This is a genomic window from Paenibacillus amylolyticus (assembly GCF_047302515.1).
GTDB classification, from domain to species: domain Bacteria; phylum Bacillota; class Bacilli; order Paenibacillales; family Paenibacillaceae; genus Paenibacillus; species Paenibacillus amylolyticus_G.
Genome location: NZ_CP168019.1, coordinates 710,890 through 733,269, shown reverse-complemented (window position 1 = coordinate 733,269; position 22,380 = coordinate 710,890). Strand labels below are relative to the sequence as shown.

The following is a 22,380-nucleotide window of genomic DNA, read 5'->3' as shown; positions in this document are numbered from 1 at the left end:
CAGCAAAGTGGCAGGAGCTTACATCTCAGGGATTCAATATAACCATTGCATGCTTCCATACCATGCATGGTCTACATCCCCTCAGATATTAAGAATTCAGTACTTAGGTTCTAACCCAGATCGGCAATCCGCTGTCCAATACGCGGAAACAGCCCAAAGGCATTCTCGTAGAACACTTTATCATGATGCTGTTCCGGTACAAGTCGGCGGACAAATTCGGCATACAGATCGATGGGCGCAAGCGGCCAGTCGGTCCCAAACAGCATTTTCTCGTAATGATCCGAATAGACCAAGGCCCGGCGGAAATGATCCATGAATAAAGGTTCGTTCATGAACCGTTCAAAATGAGGCCGATCCCCCACCACAAGACCAGACAAATCCGCGTACACGTTAGGATTCTTCGCCACCACTTCAGCTGCATCCATCACCCATGGATCACCCAGATGACAGATCATGAAGTTCACACCGCGTTGCTGCAAGGCTAATTCATCCACCGTCAGTGGATGCGAATATTTGAGCAACCCATTCATGGAATACGTGTCTCCCGTATGGATGACAACAGGCAAGTTATACTTGGCTGCGAGTTCATAGACCGGGGTATAGATTTTGTCATACACATAATGATGATAGTATCCGGCATAGAGTTTGATTCCGGCTACTTCAGGGGATTGCAGTCTTGCTTCAATCCGGTCAAGCTCGTCCTGAGCGTTTTTACCATCTAGCGCATTGGGATTGATGCCCACGCATTCCATGAGGAATGACGGAACCTTCTCTTCCAGATCAAGTCCCATCGGGTTAGGGGAACTGGAATCCGGGAACGCTCCCTTCGTCTGCTCCGTAACCCCCATCCCGATACCCAGTATGACGTCGTTCTTATCAAACTCCGCTTTCAGACCAGCGGCAGAGTAATCCACTTTGGACAGATCAATCGCTGTTTGGTGAAAGCTGTCGATGTCCGACAGATGAATGTGAATATCAATGATCGGCATGTGAAGCCTCCTTTTCATCGGTAGAAGTTGCAAAATTCAGTTTGAGAAGGTCATGCACATCCGCTGAACTCAGCGGAATCTGTCCCAGAACCAGATATGTCGGCTCCGTCCAGACCGTTTCTCCGTGCTGGAGTGTCAGATGATGATTCACGTGCAGACCCGTCACCTGATTATTGGCAAACCCCCACGCACTCTGATTCGGGTAACGATGGACCGCATGCAGCATGTTTTCACGCGAAACCGATCCTACTCGCAAAAGATCTTCAAGTGGCAGGCCCACATCCACCTTGCCCAGCGGGAATCGATCTTTACCCGGTTGCTCTATCCAACCTTCCGCAAATACAGATGAAGGCTGGAGGAAACGTTCCTCCGCAAGCGAGTAATCCGTCAGCGTCAGGCCACTTTCGTTTGTCACGGCAAGCAGCGTGCATAGCACAGGAACACTGGGCAGCATCAGATAATGCTGGTGGATCGTGATTCCACGATTCGCTTCATGCTTCTCAATCCGGGTGGTCAGCTTTATACCCTTCCAGACGTTGCCGTATTGATCCTTCTGCTCTGTCCAGGAAGCGGCTCTTTGTTCCAACTGGCGGCTGAAACCATTCATGCCTGGAACCCCGACACCCAGTCCGCCATACCACGGATTCCACCACGAGCGTGGAGCCGGTTCAGGGTACGAGCTATCCAGCCATTCTTCTCCTGCATATTGCAGGGAATGTACTACACTCCCGAATACAGGAGCAACAGCGATAGACAACACTCCATTGTCTACAGTGTACAAAGGTCCAGCAGAACCTTCTTCAATCTTCTGCTTCACCTCTGTTCCGCTCTGCGGGAACCAAAGGGCAGTTCGCTCCTGAATCCGATCTTCGCCCCGGTATAGCCCACGAACTTTCCAACCACTCACGTGCTGGTCTCGGTCCGCTTCGTCTGGTGAAAATGTCAGCTTGGCGGAGTTTAGGTTCTGCTCCGGACTGAATTCCTTAGCATTTGCCATAACCTCCGGTTCGCCACCCTGTTGCACATATAGCTCCAGCTTGCCCGCAAGCGGAACCAGTTTGTGTTCAGTCAACGTTGCTTGCAGCACGTCTGGTGCAAATGGATTCCCCTCACTTAGTGTCAGATCCAGATGACTGTCCAGCAACGGAATGACCGGGTTACGCTGCTTACGTGCAAACGCACGGAAATCCTGCCACTTCGCAAACGTGTTCAAAGCATATACAGTTGCTTTTGTCCGCACAACGGCTCCTGCGGGAATACGGCCAAGCTCATGCTGAAACCCCAGCGTGTATTCCGGGCGAAGCAACTTCAGAGAAAGGTCCCAATAGATACCGCTGGCACCATACTCCTCCTTACAGAACAGCCAGTTCTCCGTGATTTGGGCGCTGTCCCAATGGCTCGGATCGCCAGCGTAAGAATCCCCCATATCCACAAAACGATCTTGGTACGGGAGAATTAACCTGCTACCATAGAACCCAAAGTTATTCATTAGATACAGGTCCTCTTCCCAGGCTGTATCTCGTGTATTTTCAACCTCGTGGTGGAATTCGGCGACTCCATTCGCAGACAGCTTGACCACCGACTTGATCTGCAAGCCAGGGAAATCCTCCGAGTCATACAGTGCTTCAAGAACCTGACGTTCCCCTTCGGGATAAATATTCACTTCTTTTGCTTGTTTCTTGGATAACTCTTCGGCAAACGGCTTACCCAGCTTCGGATAAGTCCACCAGAATGAATGACGGGAACCGGGATATTCAATCCACATGTTATTATCTTGCTTGTTCATATGGAGCGAGAATGCGCCGTTAACAGCCACCCATTGATCCTCAATCTGCCCGCCATATTTCCCTTCGATTCCCTTCATCAGTACAGAAAGTTTGCTTGTAAAAGAGATCGCATGGTTCCCCGCTGGGATTGCCGTCACTTCTACTTCTTGGGAATAGAGACCATATGAACGCAAGGTGAAAGGTACTGGCACAGACACTTTGCCTTTGGCAGGCACTGTAAAGCGCACCGAACGCTCTGCCCATTCAAGGAATTCACCCGCAGGCAGGTCCAAGCTGAACTCCGTTTCTGCATCCACATTATTTTCCACGTTCAGAACCAACTCATCCGGAATACCTGGATAGAGTTCCTTCACAGGCAAGATGGTCTTGATCTTGGCCGGGAATTTCGGGGCAATACCTAACCTGAACTCCGCTTTCTTACCGCCGATCAACCAGGTGCTGGCAACCACGGGATGAGTCTTATTGTTATTCTGTTCCTCTGTAATTGGATCAACGTGGAACTCACCTTCCACGATGATGGTTTCTCCCGAAGCCACTGCTCGTGCAACGTCCAGCGCAAATCGAATGTTTTTGTTATCCTCACCCTCGATCTCAACCGCCAGTTCGGACGCAGAATTGTTCTTAATGCGATAGCGAACCTTATAGCTGGAACCGAATACCAGATCATGATCATCGACTTCTGTTGAGATTTCGTAATCTGGTGTTTCGAGGGCAGTCAGCCCGCGACCCGACTTTTCAAATTCAGCCCGCAGGGAGACATCTCCCTTTTTCCACGTGTAGTCAAAGAAATCAAAACCACGCTCCCGTCGGCCATCCGGCTCGACCACGAGTTCACGCGTGCTGTCTGCATACCAATCCAACTCCTCAAAATAAGGAGTGAGTGCTTCGGTCTGCAAAATGGTAGGGATGAAATTCATCAGATGCACATTATCATCTTTTTTCTCCCAGAAGAATCCACATTTCTTGTACATCGGTACAGCCTTCGTGTTGCCTGCCCATGTGAACAGATCCAGGCGGGGCCATCCGGCCTCCACGGTCTTGCGCACAGCATTCAGGATCAGATTACGTCCGACCTTATAACCGTGATAGTCGGGGCGTACGTTAAGCAGTGGTACATATAGCGCTCTCTCATCATAGCGGTAATGGGCAAAACTGCAGAAGCCAACAACCTCTTTCTCATGAACGGCTAGAAACACATAAAGATTGGACGAACTCTCCATCTCCCGGCGAACTGTTTCCTCTGTTCTAAGGTTGGTGCCCCCTCCCCAGCTTTCATTACTACGGTTCCACATATCCGCGAGTGCGGCAGCGTAAGAGGGGTCGTATTCAATAATATGGATTTGATCAATAATCGAAGTTACTGTCATATTTGGATCTCCTTATCTTTATCTATAGGATGGTCTTTGTGAACTTTCGATATGGCCTTTGCCCGATAGCCGCAGAGATAATACATGCCATGTTTGAAGAAGCTAGCGATAGTCTTATCATACTATAAATGGAAGCATTTTCAGAGAATTAAAAATCTTTCTTTCCAACTTATATGTGCCTTTCGGAAGCTCTTGTTAGAAGCGTCAAGGATGGACGAATCTATTTAGGCATGAAAGAAAAAATCCACGTCTTTTAGTTAGACATGGATTTAGGAATATGATCAGCTACTAATTTTCAATTATGCCAATATAGAACGGACATTGCGTAGAACTGATTTCATAAATTCAGAGGTTGGTTCGGCATGCCCCGCAATTTGGATACGTCGTTGCCGCACATCAAGACTCTTCAACTGATCCGTCAAAACAACACCTGAAAATGGCAGCTCTTCTGGTAGTGTAACTTCAAAAGGATAATCCTTGGCTTGGCTCGTTATGGGACATACAACGGCAAAACCCGTTATTTCATTGAATTCAAGTTCCGATAGAACAATAGCCGGTCGTCTCCCGGCTTGCTCGTGACCCGCTTGAGGATCAAAGTCAAGCCATATCAGATCGCCTCGTTTGGGAATAATCAAAGTAACTCGTTCCCTTCAGTACCAAAGTCTATTTCTTCATGTCTTGTATCCTGTTTCACTTTAGAGAGCAAAGTCTTTAGATGGTTACGTAGTTCCTCATTGGACTCTACAGGCTTGGTTTTTGGACGCAACAACAATTCATTATCTTCTGTCACCAAAATCTCGATTTCCGAGCCTTCTTCCAGATTAAGACGCTTAAGCAATTGGTTAGGAATGCGAATTGCACTGCTATTTCCCCATTTGCTAAGTGTGGCTGTAGTCATGGCAATCCCACGCCTTTCGTTTGGTTGATGCTCCAATTATACCTCACCTCCCTACAGTTGTATATCTATATGATATACATGAAACAATAAAAGGATACATTGTATTCAACCATAAAATAATGATTGTACAGCCTATGATTATGAATAGATATACCATTGGTATAAAGCAAAATAAGCATATAAAAAAACCTCATTTGGTCGAAACGAGGTTTCCCAGTCAGATCATCCCCAACAATGAAAAACAGCTGTAAGCCTTAGACGAAAAAAATGAAGTCCAGACTTCCAGTTCGGACGCAGAAGTGTTCTTAATGCGATAGCGAACTTTATAGCTGGAACCGAAAACCAGATCTTGATCATCGACCTCTGTAGAGATTTCGTAATCCGGTGTTTCGAGGGCAGTCAGCCCGCGACCCAACTTTTCAAATGCAGCCCGCAGGGAGACATCTCCCTTTTTCCACGTATAGTCAAAGAAATCAAAACCACACTCCCGTCGGCCATCCGGCCTCCACGGTCTTGCGCACAGCAGCGTAAGAGGGGGCGTATTCAATAATATGGATCTGGTCGATAATCGAAGTTACGGTCATGTTCTGATCTCCTTCTCTTTATGTACAGGATGGTGAAGAAGCCAGTGATAGTCTTATCATACTATAATTGGAAGCATTTTCAGAGGATTATATCATTGCTTCGGTACCCACTTCCGTATGAAGTGTCAATGAATCCATTCAACCCTTATGTATGGGTAAACATATTGCCGCAGTGTGCCCTGAAATGGACATACATGTGAACTTTGACAAGCTCTATTCGCTATTGTTACTCTTTGTACAGGAGTGTTTCTTTTATATATAAAAAAGATAGATTCATGGAGGGAAAGCATGACAGAATGGATCACGCAATTTATACTCTTTTTTAAAGATTTGTCATACGCAGGTCTGGTCATTGCCTTGTCGTTTGAATTCGTACCTGCTGAACTCGTACTGCCCATGGCGGGATATTGGGTGTATCTTGGGGATATGAAACTTTGGCTGGCTATACTCGCTGGTACCGTAGGTGGTACGTTTGGACCTCTGACGTTGTATGCCCTGGGACGATACGGCGGCAGACCGATGGTCGAAAAATTCGGCAAGTATTTCTTGATTCGCCCCCACCATCTGGACGCTTCCGATAAGTTCTTCGAGAAGTATGGCAGCGGGGTAGCTTTCTATGGACGTTTTGTCCCCGGTATTCGGACCGTGATCTCGATCCCATGTGGAATGGCGAAGATGAATGTGTTTAAATTCAGTATCTTTACATTCTTGGCCATGCTTCCAATCACCTCATTGTATATCTACCTAGGCTTCAAATTAGGCTCTCAATGGGAGCACGTGGACGAGATTGTTAAGCCTTATATCGTTCCGGCAGCGGTGGTTTTCTTAGGCGCTTTTGGATTGTACGTGCTTTTGAAACGTTGGAAAAGAAGAACGGCTTTGAACAAGTCATAGGTTTGCCTGAGGAAATGAGATGCGCAGTTTGATGATTTTTTGAAATAGTCGTATGCTAAAATTCATCTGATTATATGTAAGACCCCACTCGATCCTAAGGATCAGTGGGGTTTTATCGGTTTAATGACTATCTAACTAATAAGATACTGATAGAAAAATTAATTTCTATTTTAAGTTCCTTTTAGAATTGTTTTTAAGTCTTTTATAGACTGACTTGATAGCTCATAAGCATAATTACTGTCAGATTCCATTACGACCATACCGACACTCTTATCAAAATCGATGTATAGATCAAAAATTTTGATATCATTGCTACTGTAATTAACAACTATTTTTTCGTCTGTTTTCCCTACATCAATAACCTTCTTGTTCTTTTGAGCAGATTCTAAAATATTTAGAATTTGATTAACAGTGTCTCTTTGAGTGATTTTGATTACATTTCCTTCCTTATGATATTCTATCTCTGCCACAACATCGTCATTGTTTTTTTGATTACAAGCTACAATGATAAGGGGACATAAACAAATTAAAAACAATAATCCTATCCTTTTCATTTTGCATTTCCTTCCTTGTTCATAAAAAAAACTCTTTTCCCACTCTAATGTTTAAGTGAGAAAAGAGCCATTAAAAATTATTTATTGCTTTGGTTTATAAGTATTTAAATCAGTTCCTGCCTTCTTTTCAAATACACATACAACACTACTCCCGATGCCGCACAGATCACAGCACATAAACCGATGAATCCATATCCCGCCTGAAGTCCGCGCAGCAGTCCCAACTGAGTCGTTGAACCGTACAGATTCTTCACGCCTTCAATCACCCAGCCAATCACATAGTTACCGATGACACTACCAACCCCCATCAAGGTAACCGTGAATGTAATCGCGGTGTCACTCCCATTCGGATATCTGCGTGCAATAAACGCCATCACTGTTGGATAGATCATCGCTATACCCGCGCCAGATATCGCAAAGAAAATCGCAAGACGCTCTCCCCCTGCAAGCGCCACGAACGTACATACTCCCGAGAACGCCGAGAACAGAATCAGTGACAATACAAATCCGATCCGGTCCGTCAATGGTCCAAGCAGCAGTCGTCCCAGCGAGAACGTGAGGAAGAACGCAGATAATAACCCGGAGGCTTTGACCGTGTCCCACGTGTAGGCTTTTTCCAGGAAATTAACCAGCCAACCCCCAACCGCCAGCTCCGATACGACGCCAAAAGAAAGAATGAGCACCATCAGCCAAAGTGCAGGATCACGTGTTAACGTCTTGAGTGAAGTCCGATCTTCATGAGGAAGATCGTCCCCCGGAAACTTGCTGCGCAGCGCCGCAATGATCGGCAGCAGACAGAGTGACAACATCACCAGATACATACCGCGCCAGTCCAGTTCGTGTCCAAACACGCTCAACGACATGACACCCGTCGCCAGCAAAGGTGCTACCGTTGAACTCAGCCCATAGAAGAAATGGGACAGGTTCATCATCGTACCTGTGTTTTTTACAAAGATCCGCGCACCCAGAATCGCCAAAGCAATCTCCAGCATGCCGTTACCGATATACATGAAGAAGTATGATGAAGCAAAGAGTGGATAGGTATGAGACACATAAATGAACACACCCGATAAGATCATCGATGCAAATGATATGATGCTAACCGCCTTGATACCCCATTTGCGAACCAAAATAGCCGTGAATGCGCAAGCGATCAGGTACCCCAGTGCGTTCAGGGACAATAACGTCCCGAGCTGTTTCTCATCCAAATTGAAGTCGAATTGAATTCGCGGAATGGCCGGGCCCTTAATATTTTCCGATATGCCAAATACGATAAATCCCAGAAAGATTGTTGCCAGCTGCATGGCGTACAGCTTGTTGAACTTTCGTTTGTTCCCTTGCGTACCTGCTTGCTGATTCAAAATAAGTTCCTCCATTGTGTTCAGAAAAATGATTGCACGTTATAACTACGATTGCAGTACCATCTTCCGCCCGCTGTTATCCCTGTATTTTTTTGAATCGTTCCTAAAGGCGAAAATACAGGGATAAAGGCGTTCTTCAGATTGGTTCTGCCCTCTCCGTTATCGTGTCAATGATTTGTACATTTGAAATAGGAAACATAGTTAAGCTTTATTCCTAAAAATAATACTTGTAAAAGTTCCTTTGTCCTTTACCACTGCTTCTCAATTACCTGGATGCGGTAGGTCAGGCTCTCCAGCGTCACCGCGACCAGCCCCGTCACATATTCCCGCCGGGTGTCTCTTTGGATGATCAACTCCGGCATATGCTCCAGTGGAATCATTCGATCCAGACAACCTTGCGTCAGTCCATCCCGCATAGCCGGGTCCATCGTATCACCTGTAACCACAATCGTAGCCGGGTTAATGATCGCGATGATGGATACCAGCGTCTGTACCACCAGTTCCTGCAACCCTTCCGTCGATTTCAACATTCGCAACTGCTCTTCTCGTGACACGCCAAAAGGTAAAAAGGACACCTCGCCCCCAAATTGCGTATTCCCGGTCAGCGGACGACCATCAATGATAAAGCCTGCACCCGGAAAATGATTCTCGGGAAAAGTCACCACCGCGAAGTTCTTCTCTTCCTCAAACTGTTGCTGGTTATACAGTCCATAGACCGTCAGGTTCATGTCATTGCCAATAACCACTTCCACGTCTTCATATTGCTCCTTGAGCCTTGGCCCGAGTGGCTGATACATTAGCTCCGGTACATCGCAAATCCCAATCACGCCGTTGTGTGCCACACCGGGTATGCCGATACCAATCGCCTGCACATTGTGGTGTTGTTCAATCAGGTTTGCAATTAGACCCTCTACCACCGGGACATTAATCTCATCCAAAAATAGTGTCTGTTCGTCCGCCATCTCTCCGTTCAGATTGGCATATGTATGCATGATTGAGTGAATACCGCCCTCCGTTCGAATAATCAGACAGAGCACACTCGCGTAGTCAGCATTAAACTGGTACCGACTCGCTGGTCTTCCCCCGCTCGATTCGTCTGGACCCAGATCGATAATCTCACCCGTCTGAAGCAACTCATTCAGGATCGTGCCGCATGTCGCCACGCTGAGTTTGGTCAGGTTCGCAATGGAAGCTTTTGTGCCTACGCCCATGGATCGGAGCGTGTTCTTCACCAATTCAACGTTAATGCGCTTCACCTGTTGGGTGTTGTGTGATGTAGGTAACATGGTTAGTTATATGCCTCCTTTCGTTCATTTCGAACCATTCAATGAAAGTTTTTAAAAGTGTTTTAATAATTGAAGTTTAGGGGGATTTGGGAGGAAAGTCAATGCTTAATTGAAGCGGAAAACGTTTGGATGGAAAGGCAAAAAGACAGTTCAAGATCATCTTGTGTGATCCTGCACTGTCCTTTAGTTAGGCGGTTTATGTAGACTGGCTCATTTGATTTGCCAAGATGCTCTTCTCCAGTCGGACTTTAAATAACTTTCGGTTTAGATCCTGTTCCATGGCATGTAGGTGATATGCAGCCTGTTTCACTGTGCCCATGTCTAGCACACCTGCCTGCTTTGCGATGATGTCCATGGCGTCTAAGATGAGTTTGTTGCATGTGACTAGTTGGTTAACGTAATCATGTTCTTGCCTTACGAGTTGTGCGTACTGTGAAGCAAAATCCTCACTGTTGGTACTTGTCATGTCATCCCTCCTTTGTTAAGGAGAGGGTAACACGACTTTTAAGTCAATGTGGTACGTAACCACGTACCACATTGACTTATCCTTGATCTTTGATATTAAATTTATTATTAGATCGCTTCACAAATGACTTCGATCCAGTCCTTACCTAATTCTTTATTAAACGATTCCTGATAGACTTTTGCCCCCAATTGCACCATCACTCTGTGTAAATTTTCTTCATTTTCTATAAGAAATTTCAAATCTTCTTTGGAAAGAGGCCTACTTTTGGGAGAAACATACTTACGATATATATAAGAATCCATGCGCCAAGCTTTGAATTTTGCTGTAAACTGTTCTTTCATCCCATATAACATTTGAACACCTGGTACATCCAGATCGCCTGAATAATAAATAACACAATCTGGATTAGAAGCAAGGCATTTTTCTATGAATAACTTAGAAGCGGCTCTTGCTTGACCAGTGGTACATAGAAGGACTGGGAAATTTTCTGGAAGCTGTTCCATAGACAATTTATTCACATTAAGAAAGTGAATGGTTTCATCTGCCAGATAAGAAATAATAGAAGGATTTTCGATGATATATACTGCTTTATATTTTGGAAGTTGCTGAATTTCTTCTACTTCTCTTAAATTAATTGTACGTGGAGAGGTCCCTCTAATAAGATTGGGCACAAAAATATGAGATATTGAACTGAGATCATCATCCAATACATCAAAATTCCTATAAATTTGACGTTCCAATAGATATTCTTGAACCACTGTTCTCTCATTTTTTTCGATTTTATTGATTATTGATGTATGGTTATCTATATCATGAAGAGCATGCCACAGTAACCTACCGCTTGCCTTTTTTTTATCAAATGCATGAGGATCCTTTGTAACGTGCGCTGCAAAAGTAGGTAATCTAATTTTCCCAGTAGAAATACCTCGTTCGACAAACATCTCCTCCTTCCTCATAAGAAGATGCCATAAAGCACTCATACAAACCAACAATTTTGAATACGGGTTCTCTCCTTTTTCGACCACATTTTTTAAAACTCTATAACCTCCTCCATCTCCATTCTTCAATCTGTTAAACCAATTAAACGTTTTTTGGGTAAATTCCTCATATTCTACTGAAAGAATATTAAATTCATTAATAAAATCGCGTTTAACTTGTTCAAAAAGTTGAATCCAGACTGATAACTTCAACTCTTTTTGTTCACAGTTTGTAAGCAATTGAGTATTGTATAATACTTCATATAGATCAGGAATTGTTAAATCATATCCTCGTTCTAACTCTTCTGCAAAAAAACTTAAGTGAATCTCAACTTTAGAATCAACATGGATCAACTGTTTTACTCGACCCCCAAAGTAATCCTGCAGCCTTTCGGCTTCCTCATTTGACTTTATTATTATAAGAATATTTCCTCTTACACCATTCTGCCCCTTGTATTTGTTGAACACTGCATTTAACAAATTCTCAAAAAGAGGGTCTGAATAATACTGCTTGGCAGTCTTACGGTTTAAAAGTTCCATAGTCACCTCTAATTAATCAATACTTTACTCTCCCCATCCCATCGATAGTGAAACAGGGTAACAAACTCAGTATCTTTGGGCCTATATATCTCATAGATAGCTAAGCTTGGTACGGTATCGTAACATCCCCATAACACTTGGGATGTCATAATATAATCAAAGCCCATATCGGTAAGTAGATGAAACATATCTCGCATATTGGCATCATCCACACCAGCAAATGCTTCATCTAACGAAATAATTTTTGGAGCGTCCAAGTTAGCTTCACTATATCTTGAGTACGTTGCTGCGAATAACGGGATATACATCGCCATTGCCTTTTCCCCACCGCTTAAGACATTAAACTTAGGATCAGTGAGTTCTGTATAATTGGTTCGATCTCCTTTTATATGCTCTAACTTAAATTCAAACCAACTACGATAATCTAATTGCGAAAAGATGTAATTACGTAATACGCCATCTTCCCGTTGTGCCTCTTGCTTTGCTTGTAGAATCCTCACACGGAAATGCGTTATAACCTGCTCAACTTGCTCGTCATCCATCCGATGCTGGTCTAACATTAATAAATCGACTAGTTTTTCTGTATCTAGTTCATTTTCATTATTACGTTGCAATGGAAGCCAATTTAATGAAAGTTTTAGACCACTTGATGTATTTCTTTGCCTCATCAAATCTTTCATCTGATCTACCCAAGCTCTGGCACGATGAATCTTTTTGCGTATAGCTTTACCTACACTACCGATAATAATCTCTTCGTATAGTTCCCGATCTCTAGCGGTAAGTAGGATTTGCTGCTCTTCAATTTGTTGTTTTAGTTCACTTAATAACAAACCTGGGGTTACTGGATGCAAACGATCCATCTTAGAAAGAATTACAATTCTACTTGAATTTTGAGTATCATATTCCATTTCAATTGCGTACTCGATCAAATTGGGTTTTGAAGTATGAAATTCTTTTGTTAGATCACTAACTATGCGGTCTTGATTGACGTTCGAAAATAATTTTCCATATTCTTTTTCCACTCGACCACAAAAAAACACTATATTCGCTATAGAAGTCTCCTTTGAAACTAGCTCAATAAATTCTTTTGATAAAGGTATTAGACCTAAATGTGCTTCTTTCGTCCATTTTTCAAGTTTAGTATTAAGCAAATCTTCACTCTCTCTCAGATTTGCACTGCAGTTTTCAACATCACGTTTAGCTTCACCTATTTGAGTGCTTCGATCTTCTCTTAAATCTTGTATTCTAGAAATTTCATTGCCTAAAAGCTCTCTTTCCTTTTTAAAGTTTGAGATCTGCCTATGAATATCATCAATTCCTAATTCCTTAATGATTTGATTAAGCAATTTGACTTGCTCTGCCCGTTTTATAATAAGGTTTTTTTTAGCTACTAATTCCATTTGATCTTCTTCTACATCTAAAAGTAAATCCGCAAGCAGCCCTTCGTTACTCCTCTTATTTTCTGAGCTATTTCGGTACTGAATCCAAATTGAGTACAATTCAGAAATGTAACTATTATAAACAGAACACTGTTCTATTGCTTCGCTAATCTGTGATTCATTTTTAAGTAAAGACCACTCTGCTGTTTGTTCCAACAAACTCATTTGTAAAGCTCTCCATTCTGAAACTTTTAGCTTATAACGTTCCTCTATATTTTTTTCTTGTTCCATTAGATTGTCTAACCGAACTGTTGTTTTTGAAAATAACTCCAGTTGAATTTGCAAATGATCATCTGGAGGAAAAGAATTAATTTCAGACTCCATTTTTTTCTGATTTATATTCAGTTCTTCCAGTTGTTGATTAATATCATCTATTTGTTCATTTAAGTGCTTTATCTCCTCTTCAATTCTGGCCATTTCCAATTGTTTTGTAAGTAATCGATTTGCTTCTCCGATAAATTCAGAACGTGATTTTGAGATATTAGTTCCTGACAGAGGCCCTAAACTAAAATGACCGGTTTCAGTAACATAAGCCCGATTTTTTTCGTACTCATTAATCAGTAGTTCTGTTTGTTCTCTCCAACTAATTGAATTTAATGCTTGATTGATATCTTCCATAGACAAGCCACTCTTTTCAGTAGGCGTTGCATGTAGAACCGAACAAAGTGTCTTACCATTTTTTTTATTTGAAGATTGAATTTGAATCCACACTTCTTCAGTATTTTGTTGCTCCATTAATTCTACTTTACCACCAGGTAAGATCCAGGCATCCAGCAATCCTGCCTGCTCTAAAGTTGCTTCCAGTTGTGCTTGTTGAATCTGTGTTAGAGTATCATTAAAATCACATACCGCATATAATGGTGCCCCAGAATTTGGTCCCCTGTTTCTTCTGGCAGATTGTCTTTTCTCTGTTTTTAGCGGTTCAGGCTCTTTAGCAACTTTCCACTCCTCAAGTTCTTCTTCAAGCCTAAGCTGCTTTTTTTTGAATGACACTACTTCTTGATTCAAACGTGCTCTTTCCTGAGCATATAATTCTTTTTCCCTCTCAAAAGCTTGAATAGCAGGTTGCTTTACAGGCTCAAATTGACGGTTGTCCGTACTGATCTCAGTAAGAGCACGTAGACTGTCTCTTAATAATTCCTCTTGCACGGGAACAAATTCTAGTCCTCTATACCAAGAGACTATGTCTAATCTCATATTTTCTTTTATTTTTTCCAATTCCTGCTCACATATATTTTGTTCCTCTTCAACTTGATGTCGTTGTTGTAGAACTTCTCCAAGCTGAATTTCTACATCCTTAGCAACTCTAGATGCCTCTCCTTCTTTTCTTGCAATCTGCTGAGCAAATATTAATTTTTTCCTATGTGAATCTAGATCACCTCTCCAACTTCTATACCAGTTATTTTCTTCAGGAATACTGCGGTCCCATACACCATGGTAGATATCATGCCTATGGAATTCGATTATGCGTGCCATATCCTCCATCTCATCAATCTTTTGTTCTTGTTCCTTAGTTAATTGATGTAAAGTTTCAGATAATACTGAAATATCATCAGTTAATTTAGTTACTTTTTTTTGATTAGAAAACACCTTCTCTTCAAGTGTTTGAACCTGTTGTCGGACTTCTCTTAATTGTTCTTCATAAATCTCTAATTCTTTTTGTTTACCTATCGCCTCCCCCTGAGTTAGAACTTCTAGGTCAGCTTCAACAATCCCTAGACGTTGCTTACACTCTAGAAATTTTTGGATAATATTAGTCTTACTCTCTTCTAAATCTTCTAAATGCTTTTCTGCCTGTTTCAATTGACTTATAATTTGATTGTGAACTTTCCACCTATGAATTACATCAGTCGACGCATCATATAATAAAAACTCATTATACCGGGCATAGTTTTTTTCAAGATTAGTAAGTTCAGCCACATGTAGTTGTAGTTCATCCAAACGATCCGTGATCTGATCCATATCTTCAAGAACATCTGAGAGTGAGCTTAAATCCTCTTCCATAAGAGGAGGCAACGATTTATTAAGAATCTCATAAATTGCAGAAGGCTTCATATCTTTGGATAGCTTAGGGCTTCGTAGCTCCAACAGTAACTTTAATAAATCTTTATAAGATTCTGTTTCCCTAAATCCAAATACAGCTTTATTAACCATATCTCGATATGCTGTTTGCTCCTGGACAACTTGCCCTCCAGATCCTATTTTTTCTTCTAAAACCTTCTTATTAAGCGGTATCTTATTCCCTTCTTCTATCCATAAATTTCGATCATAAAGATAAAAATCTTCATTTATTCTTCTACTATCTTCTATTAAAAACCCCCAAAAACCAAGCTGAGTTGCTCCTCTACGCGCCCTAATGCCAATCCCAATTGTTTTGTACAAATTCTTTGATGGATGATAAAATTCAAGCCATAGATAACCCGTTCTATCTGTGTGACCTTGATTTGCATCTCCCAAAAGATAATATTCAAGTCGTCTATCACGCGATCCAAATGGATCGAGGCGCTCTGGTCTCTTATCTCCGTCTAGCACGAGAGGTATCAGACTCTGCATAGTAACAGATTTACCCGAACCATTGGTTCCCCGTAAAATTAACCTCCCATCTTCAAATAGGAATTCTTCTTCATCGTAATACCAAAAATTGAGGATTCCAGCTCTTTTCATTTGCCATCGTTCCAAGTTAAGACCCCCTAGTCATCCTGCTCTGCTAAACCATATTCAACTTCCCATCTTCCTGCCGCTCCATTCAATACAAAAAAAATATGATCCTCCCAGTATCCAAATCCCCATTCTGCTAAATGGTTACATATTTGCTCGGCTAATTCTGATGAATTCTTCTTTTTATGTTCATTAGTCCAAAACTCTGAGAAGGAAGACTTCAAACGAATAAGAATACGCTCTATTTCATTTTTTGTTAGTGTCAACAATCCATTTATATCTACCTCTAAATTTGATTCTGAATTGATAACCATTTTTCTTACTTCTCCACATACAAGCATAGCTAAATCTGATAAAGCAAGCTGTGTTGGAAATACTTCCGATTCAGTAATAGTGTTGCTTTCAAACAGAAAAATTCCTTCTCTATATCGGCTTCCTTGCCAACCAAACATTTCCCCAATATTTCTTATTAGTAAATTCAACTCTTGTTTTAGATATATTGGATCCCCGCTCCACTGGTAATTAAGAAGTATTGGCTCAAGTAAAATCCGACGATATAGTTCATGCCTATTTCGGACATCTACTCCAGCAGTTTCATTACTATAAGTCGTCTTTGTATCGTTAAATTTATCTATATGGATATAACTCGAAAGTTCTGCATTAAAATTTCTTAAGATGTACCGTGAGTAAAGAGTAGATTCATACAGCACATCGTGATATTCATGGTTTGATGCCCAATTTGCTTCTTCACCGTCTACAGCACGAATAACATTCAAATTTTTTAATTTCTTTAATGCCCTAGCCATGGATAGACGATGATAGTAGTTTCCCCAGTCCACATTCATTTCTTGTTCCACCATGTATTGTCTAATATCAATAACTAATTGGGTCAACAGAAACTGTTCGCCTTCAATTTTGCTCTCTAAATACCATAAACTATAAGTAAATAGTGCATAATCTAATGGTTCACGAAACTCTTGAAAACCCATCCACGGGAAAGACTTCTCTGGAAATTTATTTAATTTAGCAAAATTCCTGTTCATTATGAGAGTATATCCTGTGTATTCCATAAACCAATCCCTAATTTCGAAGTATTGTTCTTTTATCCAATAATAGATTTCAGCATTCTTTTCCTTATCAACCCATGGACGATTCAATAGAGCATTCATACATATTTGTTTTCTTTCAAGAATTTCATTGCGATCTGGACGATTCATCCTTTGTCTTCTGGCACTGAGCTTGCCTACTTTAATCTTTACCATACACGCTTCCTCCGTAGCCGCATTTTCTGATTACAACTCATTGAACCAAGCCACCTGATCCATCCAAGCTTTACGATTAACCACCACAAATTTGAGTCGATAGTCTAAGAGCTCAAGCGTTCCATCTTCACACTGTAGTAGAGCGCGTTTATTGTCAGGAGGTTGACCTAACTCTATTCTTATTCCTTCTGAATTTTGAAATGAGTAAGTGGAGGAAGCATTACATCGACTAATCCATCCTAACATTTGAAGCCTTGTCGATTCCTTAACAGGTTCAAATTCTGAAATAGAAATTTCTTCAGAGTTAACCATACGGATCAAAAACTCCAGTTCATGCTTTTGACGGATTACATATGCTTCTCTAAATTGTTCTTTTAATTTACTGTTATTAATAGCAGCTAATATACCTTGTCTTTCACTTCTTTTTCTGCTACGCGAACGAATTTTTCGTGGAATCGGTGCCTCCTTCCACATAGATAATTCTTTACTATCTGACTCCCGCAAATCCTCTCCTTGTAGATGACGAGCAGAAAAGAGTCCAAAAACATTAGCGGATAATTTATGTGCATTATCAAGGTCTGAAATTCTGTAAAAGCATTTTCCTAAATAGTCTAAATCTTTTTTTCTACTGACAATAGAACGTTTCCTTTCTTGAATTCGAACTGCACTTCGAACGACCTTAACTATAGCTTCTTTTGTAGCACGCTCAAGTAAAAATGAGTCACTAATTGAGTTATCGTCGCCAATAAACCATCTCACTAAACTACTCCACTTCTCCAAGAGCCCATCCATATATTCAGATTTAGTGACTAGTTGTTCTAACTTTGGAATTCTCCATTCATCATTAAGAACTTCATTTAAAAACAAATCACGAACCCCAATTGTTATCTGACTTAAGTTACCCTCAATTTTATAAGAGCGTCTTTGAAGAGCTTGTATAAAATCTTGTAAATAATGAGTAATCGAGTCTTTATATAATAAAAAAGAATCCGTGGCCATTAAATCTTCAGCCATTCCTGTTTGAAGACTTGCAATATAATCCACAGATGCTTCATGTAAAGTTTGAAATGCACCAAATAGGGATTTCCAGTATTCTAAAGCCGTTCCTTGTTCATACTCACCAGCATTGTTTCTAATTTTGAACAACGTATTTGCAATCGTATCAAATAGAGTAGGTTCCAAGGAACCACCATAACCTCGAATGGTTTCCAAACTTTCGAGCATTCTTTCAATTTCAATAGAATATGGAGTAAGTAAGTAACGAAATTTTTTACGAAGATACTCTTCTACAGTAACTGCGCGTTCCCCATCATGCTGTGCAGTTAAATTTCCCCACTCTGCTAACTGAGTAAGATCTAGTTGGCATTGCTCAAGAGTATAATTCTTGAGTAAATCCCACTCCATCAAAGCTTCATGAATTTGTTCCGGTTTAAGCCAATAATTTAATTTCTGATACTGTTGATATATATAGCGCATTATTGCCCGATAGCGTGTAACATTATCCGCATTTACATATTTTAGTTCAGTTATGCCTCGTAGTGATTGCATACTGGGTATTTTATCCATACTCCCTCCAAGTTGTCAGAATTATACATCTATTTAGTTCTTAGGACTCAACAACCTTAGCCACGCAAGTAGCTCCCTTTCTGCCTTAAATTCCTTGTCAAGATTACAGTATATGACTCCAGCCAGATCGGATGGAATTGAAGATGAACCTCTTCTACAAATAATAGTACGTTCCAGCCCTAAATACCCTTTGAATAATCCATATTCGTAAAGGAGATTAGGTTTAGGATGTAAGCTAAACTCATTACCAAATAAAACTTGATGTTCCTCACCAAAAATAAGAATTGCGGCATCTACTTGTTTGCAGATGTTATCCAGACTATCACTCATATGTTTTCCGAGTGGAAAAACACCAGGGGAGTTCCATGGGATAACAAAATGTCCCACATGCTCAATAAGCGCTGCTATCTTTCTTAAATCGTCGAGTGCGCTTGGGTTATCCGCGCTTCCTAGAAATATTTTCACCATTTTAAGGAATCTCCCTCCAAAATTATTCCGTAAAAACATTTTACAGTCATTTCTTTTGCTTTTCTAGTATTTCTCTTTAAAGGATTTTGTAGTATAAATTTAATATGGCTATAAAAAAATCAAAAGAATGTTAAATCTTCGAATATACAATACAAGGAGGAAAAATAGTGTTTAATTACAAAGAGCAACATATATATTTAGAAACTTGCAGTTCAAAAAAAAAGCTACAAGAATTACGTAAAAACACTTCGTTACTTTTAAAACAAATTGATGAGAAAATAAGTATAATCCCTACCAAATCCATACCCATTAATTGTCCTCAATGTCGTAGTAGTAACACTAAGAAAAATGGAAGATTACAGAAACGATCATCGTGTAATGACTGCGGACAGTCCTTTTCAAACGTATATATGCCAAATATTTTTCAGAATACTTACTATCCCGAAAAAAAGCTCAAGCTAATCTGTTTAATTTATATGACGGAAAAGAGCACTGTTCAAATCATTAAAGAGATTAATATAAGCCGTCTCACGTATAACAAATGGAGAGAAGAGATTACCTATGCCTTTCCATTTCTTCTGCAATTCTTTGAGAAAAGGATTAAAACCCGCTAACCTTTGATTCCCACCTACTTTTTGAGTAGAAAATCCAGAAAAATTTATTTTACTTTTCAACTTAAAATACTAATAACCATGTGAATATATTAGTGCAAACAAACACTAATTTGAATTATTACTATTTATTTATTTATTTATAACTAATATTTAGAATAAGAGTACCAATCCACGAAAGGACCTTGTTGACACAATTCACTCATGAATAAGATAGTTACTATTTCATTTAGTTTTACTAAATTTAATTGTATTTTTGCAAAGTTTACCTCCATAATATAAATGTACTTATTTTCATTTACCTGTATTTTTAATCCCCAACCCATCAACTATTAATATGTATTCCTATTCATTAAATAAATCTCCAAAACAAGCCTAACCTAATAACGAACCAACCATTCACTATTAAGGAGTCGTTTCAGATGGTGCAAGCCAAGAAAGACGAAGTCAGGAAAGAGATTGAATACGCGGCGCTCAAAGTCTTTTTTGAAAAAGGCTATGTGGATGCCAAGATGAGAGATATCGCGGATGAGATCAAAATTTCCGTGGGCAATATCTATACTTATTTTAAGAACAAGAAAGAACTATTCTACGCCGTCGTGCCGCCGGATCTGGTAGATTATTTGAAAAATGTGCTAGTGGAGACGATTCACTTCGATAATCAGACCTTGTTCGAGGAAACGGATAGCGAGCGAAAGTCGGCGCTGTTGCAAGAACAGGTGGATGTGTTGCGGAAGTACCGGAATCAGATCGTCATTATCTTCGAAAAGAATAAAGGTACGATTTACACCAACGCCAAGAACGAGCTTGTCGAGCTGATGATCGAAACCAAGAAGGCCTATCTGAAGAATCAATATAAACGGTATGAGATTGGCACCGAGGAGAATTTGATCTTGCTGAACATTCTCGCGCACAATGTAATCGACATGAACCTGGATCTATTGAAGCGGGATATGAGTGAGGACAGCCGGAAGCAAATTTTCGAAGCGTTGTATGTATACAGACTGTACGGTATGAAGAGTCTCAACCAATAACGCTCCTTCTCATCATTTACACCGGTTAGACAAAGCGTGCAGATCAGATCAACTTCACATGGTTTGCACGCAAAAATGAATTAATAATTCATTTTTGGGTTGGATATTTACCATTTACCAAACTATTTAAGTTGAACCTACATTTACACGACAACGGAGAGGACAGAAATAACCAGAGGAAGCGAAGCGTTCGCCTTTATCACCGGATTTCCCCCTAATAAGAGGATGTCAAAAAAATCTGGGGATAACAGCGATCCGAAGGTTGTTCTGTCATCGGAGTGGCAAGTGTATATACCCTCTTTCAACTTATATAATCCCATCCACATTCTAAGGAGGAACACAACATGAACACCGCTTACGCATTGAAAAACGTCCATCTGATCCACGGTGATCTGAACCGTAATCTGCAAAAAAACATGACCATTCTCGTCAATGAACAAGGACTTATCCAGGATATCGGCCGAGATCATGCTCTGAATATTCCTAGTCACTACACAACAATCGACCTCTCAGGGAAATACGTGATGCCAGGACTGATCAATGCCCACGTGCACCTCTTTGCAGATGGTAAACCGTTCAGTCTCTCGGTCAGTGAAGGATTGTTGCAGTTTGCCTATGATCGGATATTGAACACGAAGTTTGGCAGAAACGTTTTGAAAAAACGCATGAAACGCAACGCGCTGACTGCTCTCCATGCGGGTGTTACAACGATGCGCAGTGTGGGTGAATTCTTTTACACCGATGTCCAAAGCTACGGGATGAGATTAACAACGGTGACTTTGTCGGTCCCAATTTGCTAGTATCCGGATTTTTCCTAAGTGTCACGGGCGGACATGGTGCTCCATTCCTCGCTCTGGTGGGTGATTCCCCGTGGGAAGCACGAAAAAATGTACGCATCAATGTGAAACACGGTGTCGATCTGATCAAAATCTGTGTGACGGGCGGCGTGACGGATGCGAAAATGGTCGGCGAAGCTGGCCGTTTGCAGATGACGGTGGAGGAAATTGCGGCGATCTGCGATGAAGCGCATAAGATTGGCCGGCGGGTGGCAGCTCATGTGGAAAGCACGGAAGGCGTACGGGTTGCATTACAGGGTGGCGTCGATACCATCGAGCACGGTTCGGAGATGGACGACGAAATCATTCGTTTGTACAGAAATAATCCCAATGCCCTGAATGGCTACACCGCGCTCTTCCCCACCCTGCAAGCCGCTTATCCATCCGCTTCACTGGATACCAACGTAACGAAGTTAAGTGCAACGGTAAAAGAGAACTCCAGACTCGTCTACGATTCCATGCTCAAAGGTGTCAAACAAGCGATCGAAAACGACATCACCATTGGTATCGGCACTGATGCCGCCATGCCTTACGTAACTCACTATGATATGTGGAGAGAGATGGACCATTACATGAGACAGGCCAACCTGAACAACAAACAGGTCATCGACATGGTGACTCGAACCAATGCAAAGATCCTCGGTGTTGACGATGTTACAGGAACGGTCGATATCGGAAAACATGCTGATCTGATTATCATATAGCAAAATCCGCTGGAACATATTGAGGCCATATCAGACATCTCTATGGTCATGGTCAAAGGAAATCTAATTCAAGCACCATCTGTCACAAGAATCAAAGAA

The 22,380-nt window shown here is 41.3% G+C and carries 17 protein-coding genes; 4 read left to right on the top strand and 13 right to left on the bottom strand.

Features of this window, described 5'->3' with window-relative positions; genetic code table 11:
* Window positions 1–110: 110 nt before the first annotated feature.
* The 4 genes from ACDJ59_RS03220 to ACDJ59_RS03205 all read right to left on the bottom strand — a co-directional run bounded on the left by ACDJ59_RS03220 (window position 111) and on the right by ACDJ59_RS03205 (window position 5,077).
* Window positions 111–989, bottom strand: coding sequence for an amidohydrolase family protein (locus ACDJ59_RS03220; RefSeq protein WP_289390083.1), 879 nt, complete (start codon window positions 987–989; stop codon window positions 111–113).
* Entirely contained in the window at window positions 976–4,143 is a 3,168-nt protein-coding gene (locus ACDJ59_RS03215) for a GNAT family N-acetyltransferase (protein ID WP_413407628.1), read from the bottom strand. The genes ACDJ59_RS03220 and ACDJ59_RS03215 overlap by 14 nt, the downstream gene beginning before the upstream one ends.
* Before the next feature lie 299 nt (window positions 4,144–4,442).
* The gene (locus tag ACDJ59_RS03210; RefSeq protein WP_017687002.1) at window positions 4,443–4,778 is read right to left on the bottom strand and encodes a type II toxin-antitoxin system PemK/MazF family toxin; all 336 of its coding nucleotides are present in this window, start codon (window positions 4,776–4,778) and stop codon (window positions 4,443–4,445) included.
* Window positions 4,775–5,077, bottom strand: a complete 303-nt coding sequence (locus ACDJ59_RS03205; protein ID WP_215076301.1) for an AbrB/MazE/SpoVT family DNA-binding domain-containing protein — start codon at window positions 5,075–5,077, stop codon at window positions 4,775–4,777. Before ACDJ59_RS03205 ends, ACDJ59_RS03210 begins: the two co-directional genes overlap by 4 nt.
* Window positions 5,078–5,913: 836 nt before the next feature.
* Between ACDJ59_RS03205 and ACDJ59_RS03200 the strand changes: the two genes are divergently transcribed.
* A complete protein-coding gene (locus ACDJ59_RS03200; RefSeq protein ID WP_211082661.1) occupies window positions 5,914–6,519 on the top strand; it encodes a DedA family protein in 606 nt (201 codons plus the stop codon).
* A 170-nt stretch (window positions 6,520–6,689) separates the two neighbouring features.
* On the opposite strand, the gene ACDJ59_RS03195 is transcribed toward ACDJ59_RS03200, so the two are convergent.
* The 9 genes from ACDJ59_RS03195 to ACDJ59_RS03155 form a co-directional block, all read right to left on the bottom strand.
* Complete coding sequence (locus ACDJ59_RS03195; RefSeq protein WP_413407624.1) at window positions 6,690–7,073, bottom strand: hypothetical protein; 384 nt, start codon at window positions 7,071–7,073, stop codon at window positions 6,690–6,692.
* A 104-nt stretch (window positions 7,074–7,177) separates the two neighbouring features.
* Complete coding sequence (locus tag ACDJ59_RS03190) at window positions 7,178–8,377, bottom strand: MFS transporter (protein ID WP_413409704.1); 1,200 nt, start codon at window positions 8,375–8,377, stop codon at window positions 7,178–7,180.
* Between the two features lie 305 nt (window positions 8,378–8,682).
* Window positions 8,683–9,720 carry an ROK family protein gene (locus tag ACDJ59_RS03185; RefSeq protein WP_413407623.1) on the bottom strand — a complete coding sequence of 346 codons (1,038 nt, stop codon included), beginning with the start codon at window positions 9,718–9,720 and terminating at the stop codon, window positions 8,683–8,685.
* 196 nt (window positions 9,721–9,916) lie between these two features.
* Window positions 9,917–10,186, bottom strand: a complete 270-nt coding sequence (locus ACDJ59_RS03180) for a hypothetical protein (protein ID WP_413407621.1) — start codon at window positions 10,184–10,186, stop codon at window positions 9,917–9,919.
* Window positions 10,187–10,293: 107 nt separating this feature from the next.
* Window positions 10,294–11,703: a DUF2399 domain-containing protein gene (locus ACDJ59_RS03175; RefSeq protein WP_413407619.1), complete on the bottom strand. Its 1,410-nt coding sequence runs from the start codon at window positions 11,701–11,703 to the stop codon at window positions 10,294–10,296.
* Between the two features lie 8 nt (window positions 11,704–11,711).
* Window positions 11,712–15,821, bottom strand: coding sequence for a TIGR02680 family protein (locus tag ACDJ59_RS03170; protein ID WP_413407617.1), 4,110 nt, complete (start codon window positions 15,819–15,821; stop codon window positions 11,712–11,714).
* An 11-nt stretch (window positions 15,822–15,832) separates the two neighbouring features.
* Window positions 15,833–17,062 (bottom strand): TIGR02678 family protein, encoded by a 1,230-nt coding sequence (locus ACDJ59_RS03165; RefSeq protein WP_413407615.1) that lies wholly within the window; start codon window positions 17,060–17,062, stop codon window positions 15,833–15,835.
* A gap of 30 nt (window positions 17,063–17,092) precedes the next feature.
* On the bottom strand, window positions 17,093–18,628 hold the full coding sequence (locus ACDJ59_RS03160; protein WP_413407613.1) for a TIGR02677 family protein: 1,536 nt from the start codon (window positions 18,626–18,628) through the stop codon (window positions 17,093–17,095).
* Between the two features lie 33 nt (window positions 18,629–18,661).
* Window positions 18,662–19,096 carry a TIR domain-containing protein gene (locus ACDJ59_RS03155; protein ID WP_413407612.1) on the bottom strand — a complete coding sequence of 145 codons (435 nt, stop codon included), beginning with the start codon at window positions 19,094–19,096 and terminating at the stop codon, window positions 18,662–18,664.
* Between the two features lie 1,033 nt (window positions 19,097–20,129).
* Here ACDJ59_RS03155 and ACDJ59_RS03150 point away from each other — a divergent pair.
* The 3 genes from ACDJ59_RS03150 (at window position 20,130) to ACDJ59_RS03140 (ending at window position 22,281) form a co-directional block, all read left to right on the top strand.
* Entirely contained in the window at window positions 20,130–20,741 is a 612-nt protein-coding gene (locus tag ACDJ59_RS03150) for a TetR/AcrR family transcriptional regulator (RefSeq protein WP_413407611.1), read from the top strand.
* A 344-nt stretch (window positions 20,742–21,085) separates the two neighbouring features.
* Window positions 21,086–21,541 (top strand): amidohydrolase family protein, encoded by a 456-nt coding sequence (locus tag ACDJ59_RS03145; RefSeq protein WP_413407610.1) that lies wholly within the window; start codon window positions 21,086–21,088, stop codon window positions 21,539–21,541.
* Window positions 21,535–22,281, top strand: a complete 747-nt coding sequence (locus ACDJ59_RS03140) for an amidohydrolase family protein (RefSeq protein WP_413407609.1) — start codon at window positions 21,535–21,537, stop codon at window positions 22,279–22,281. The genes ACDJ59_RS03145 and ACDJ59_RS03140 overlap by 7 nt, the downstream gene beginning before the upstream one ends.
* The last annotated feature ends 99 nt before the right edge of the window (window positions 22,282–22,380 follow it).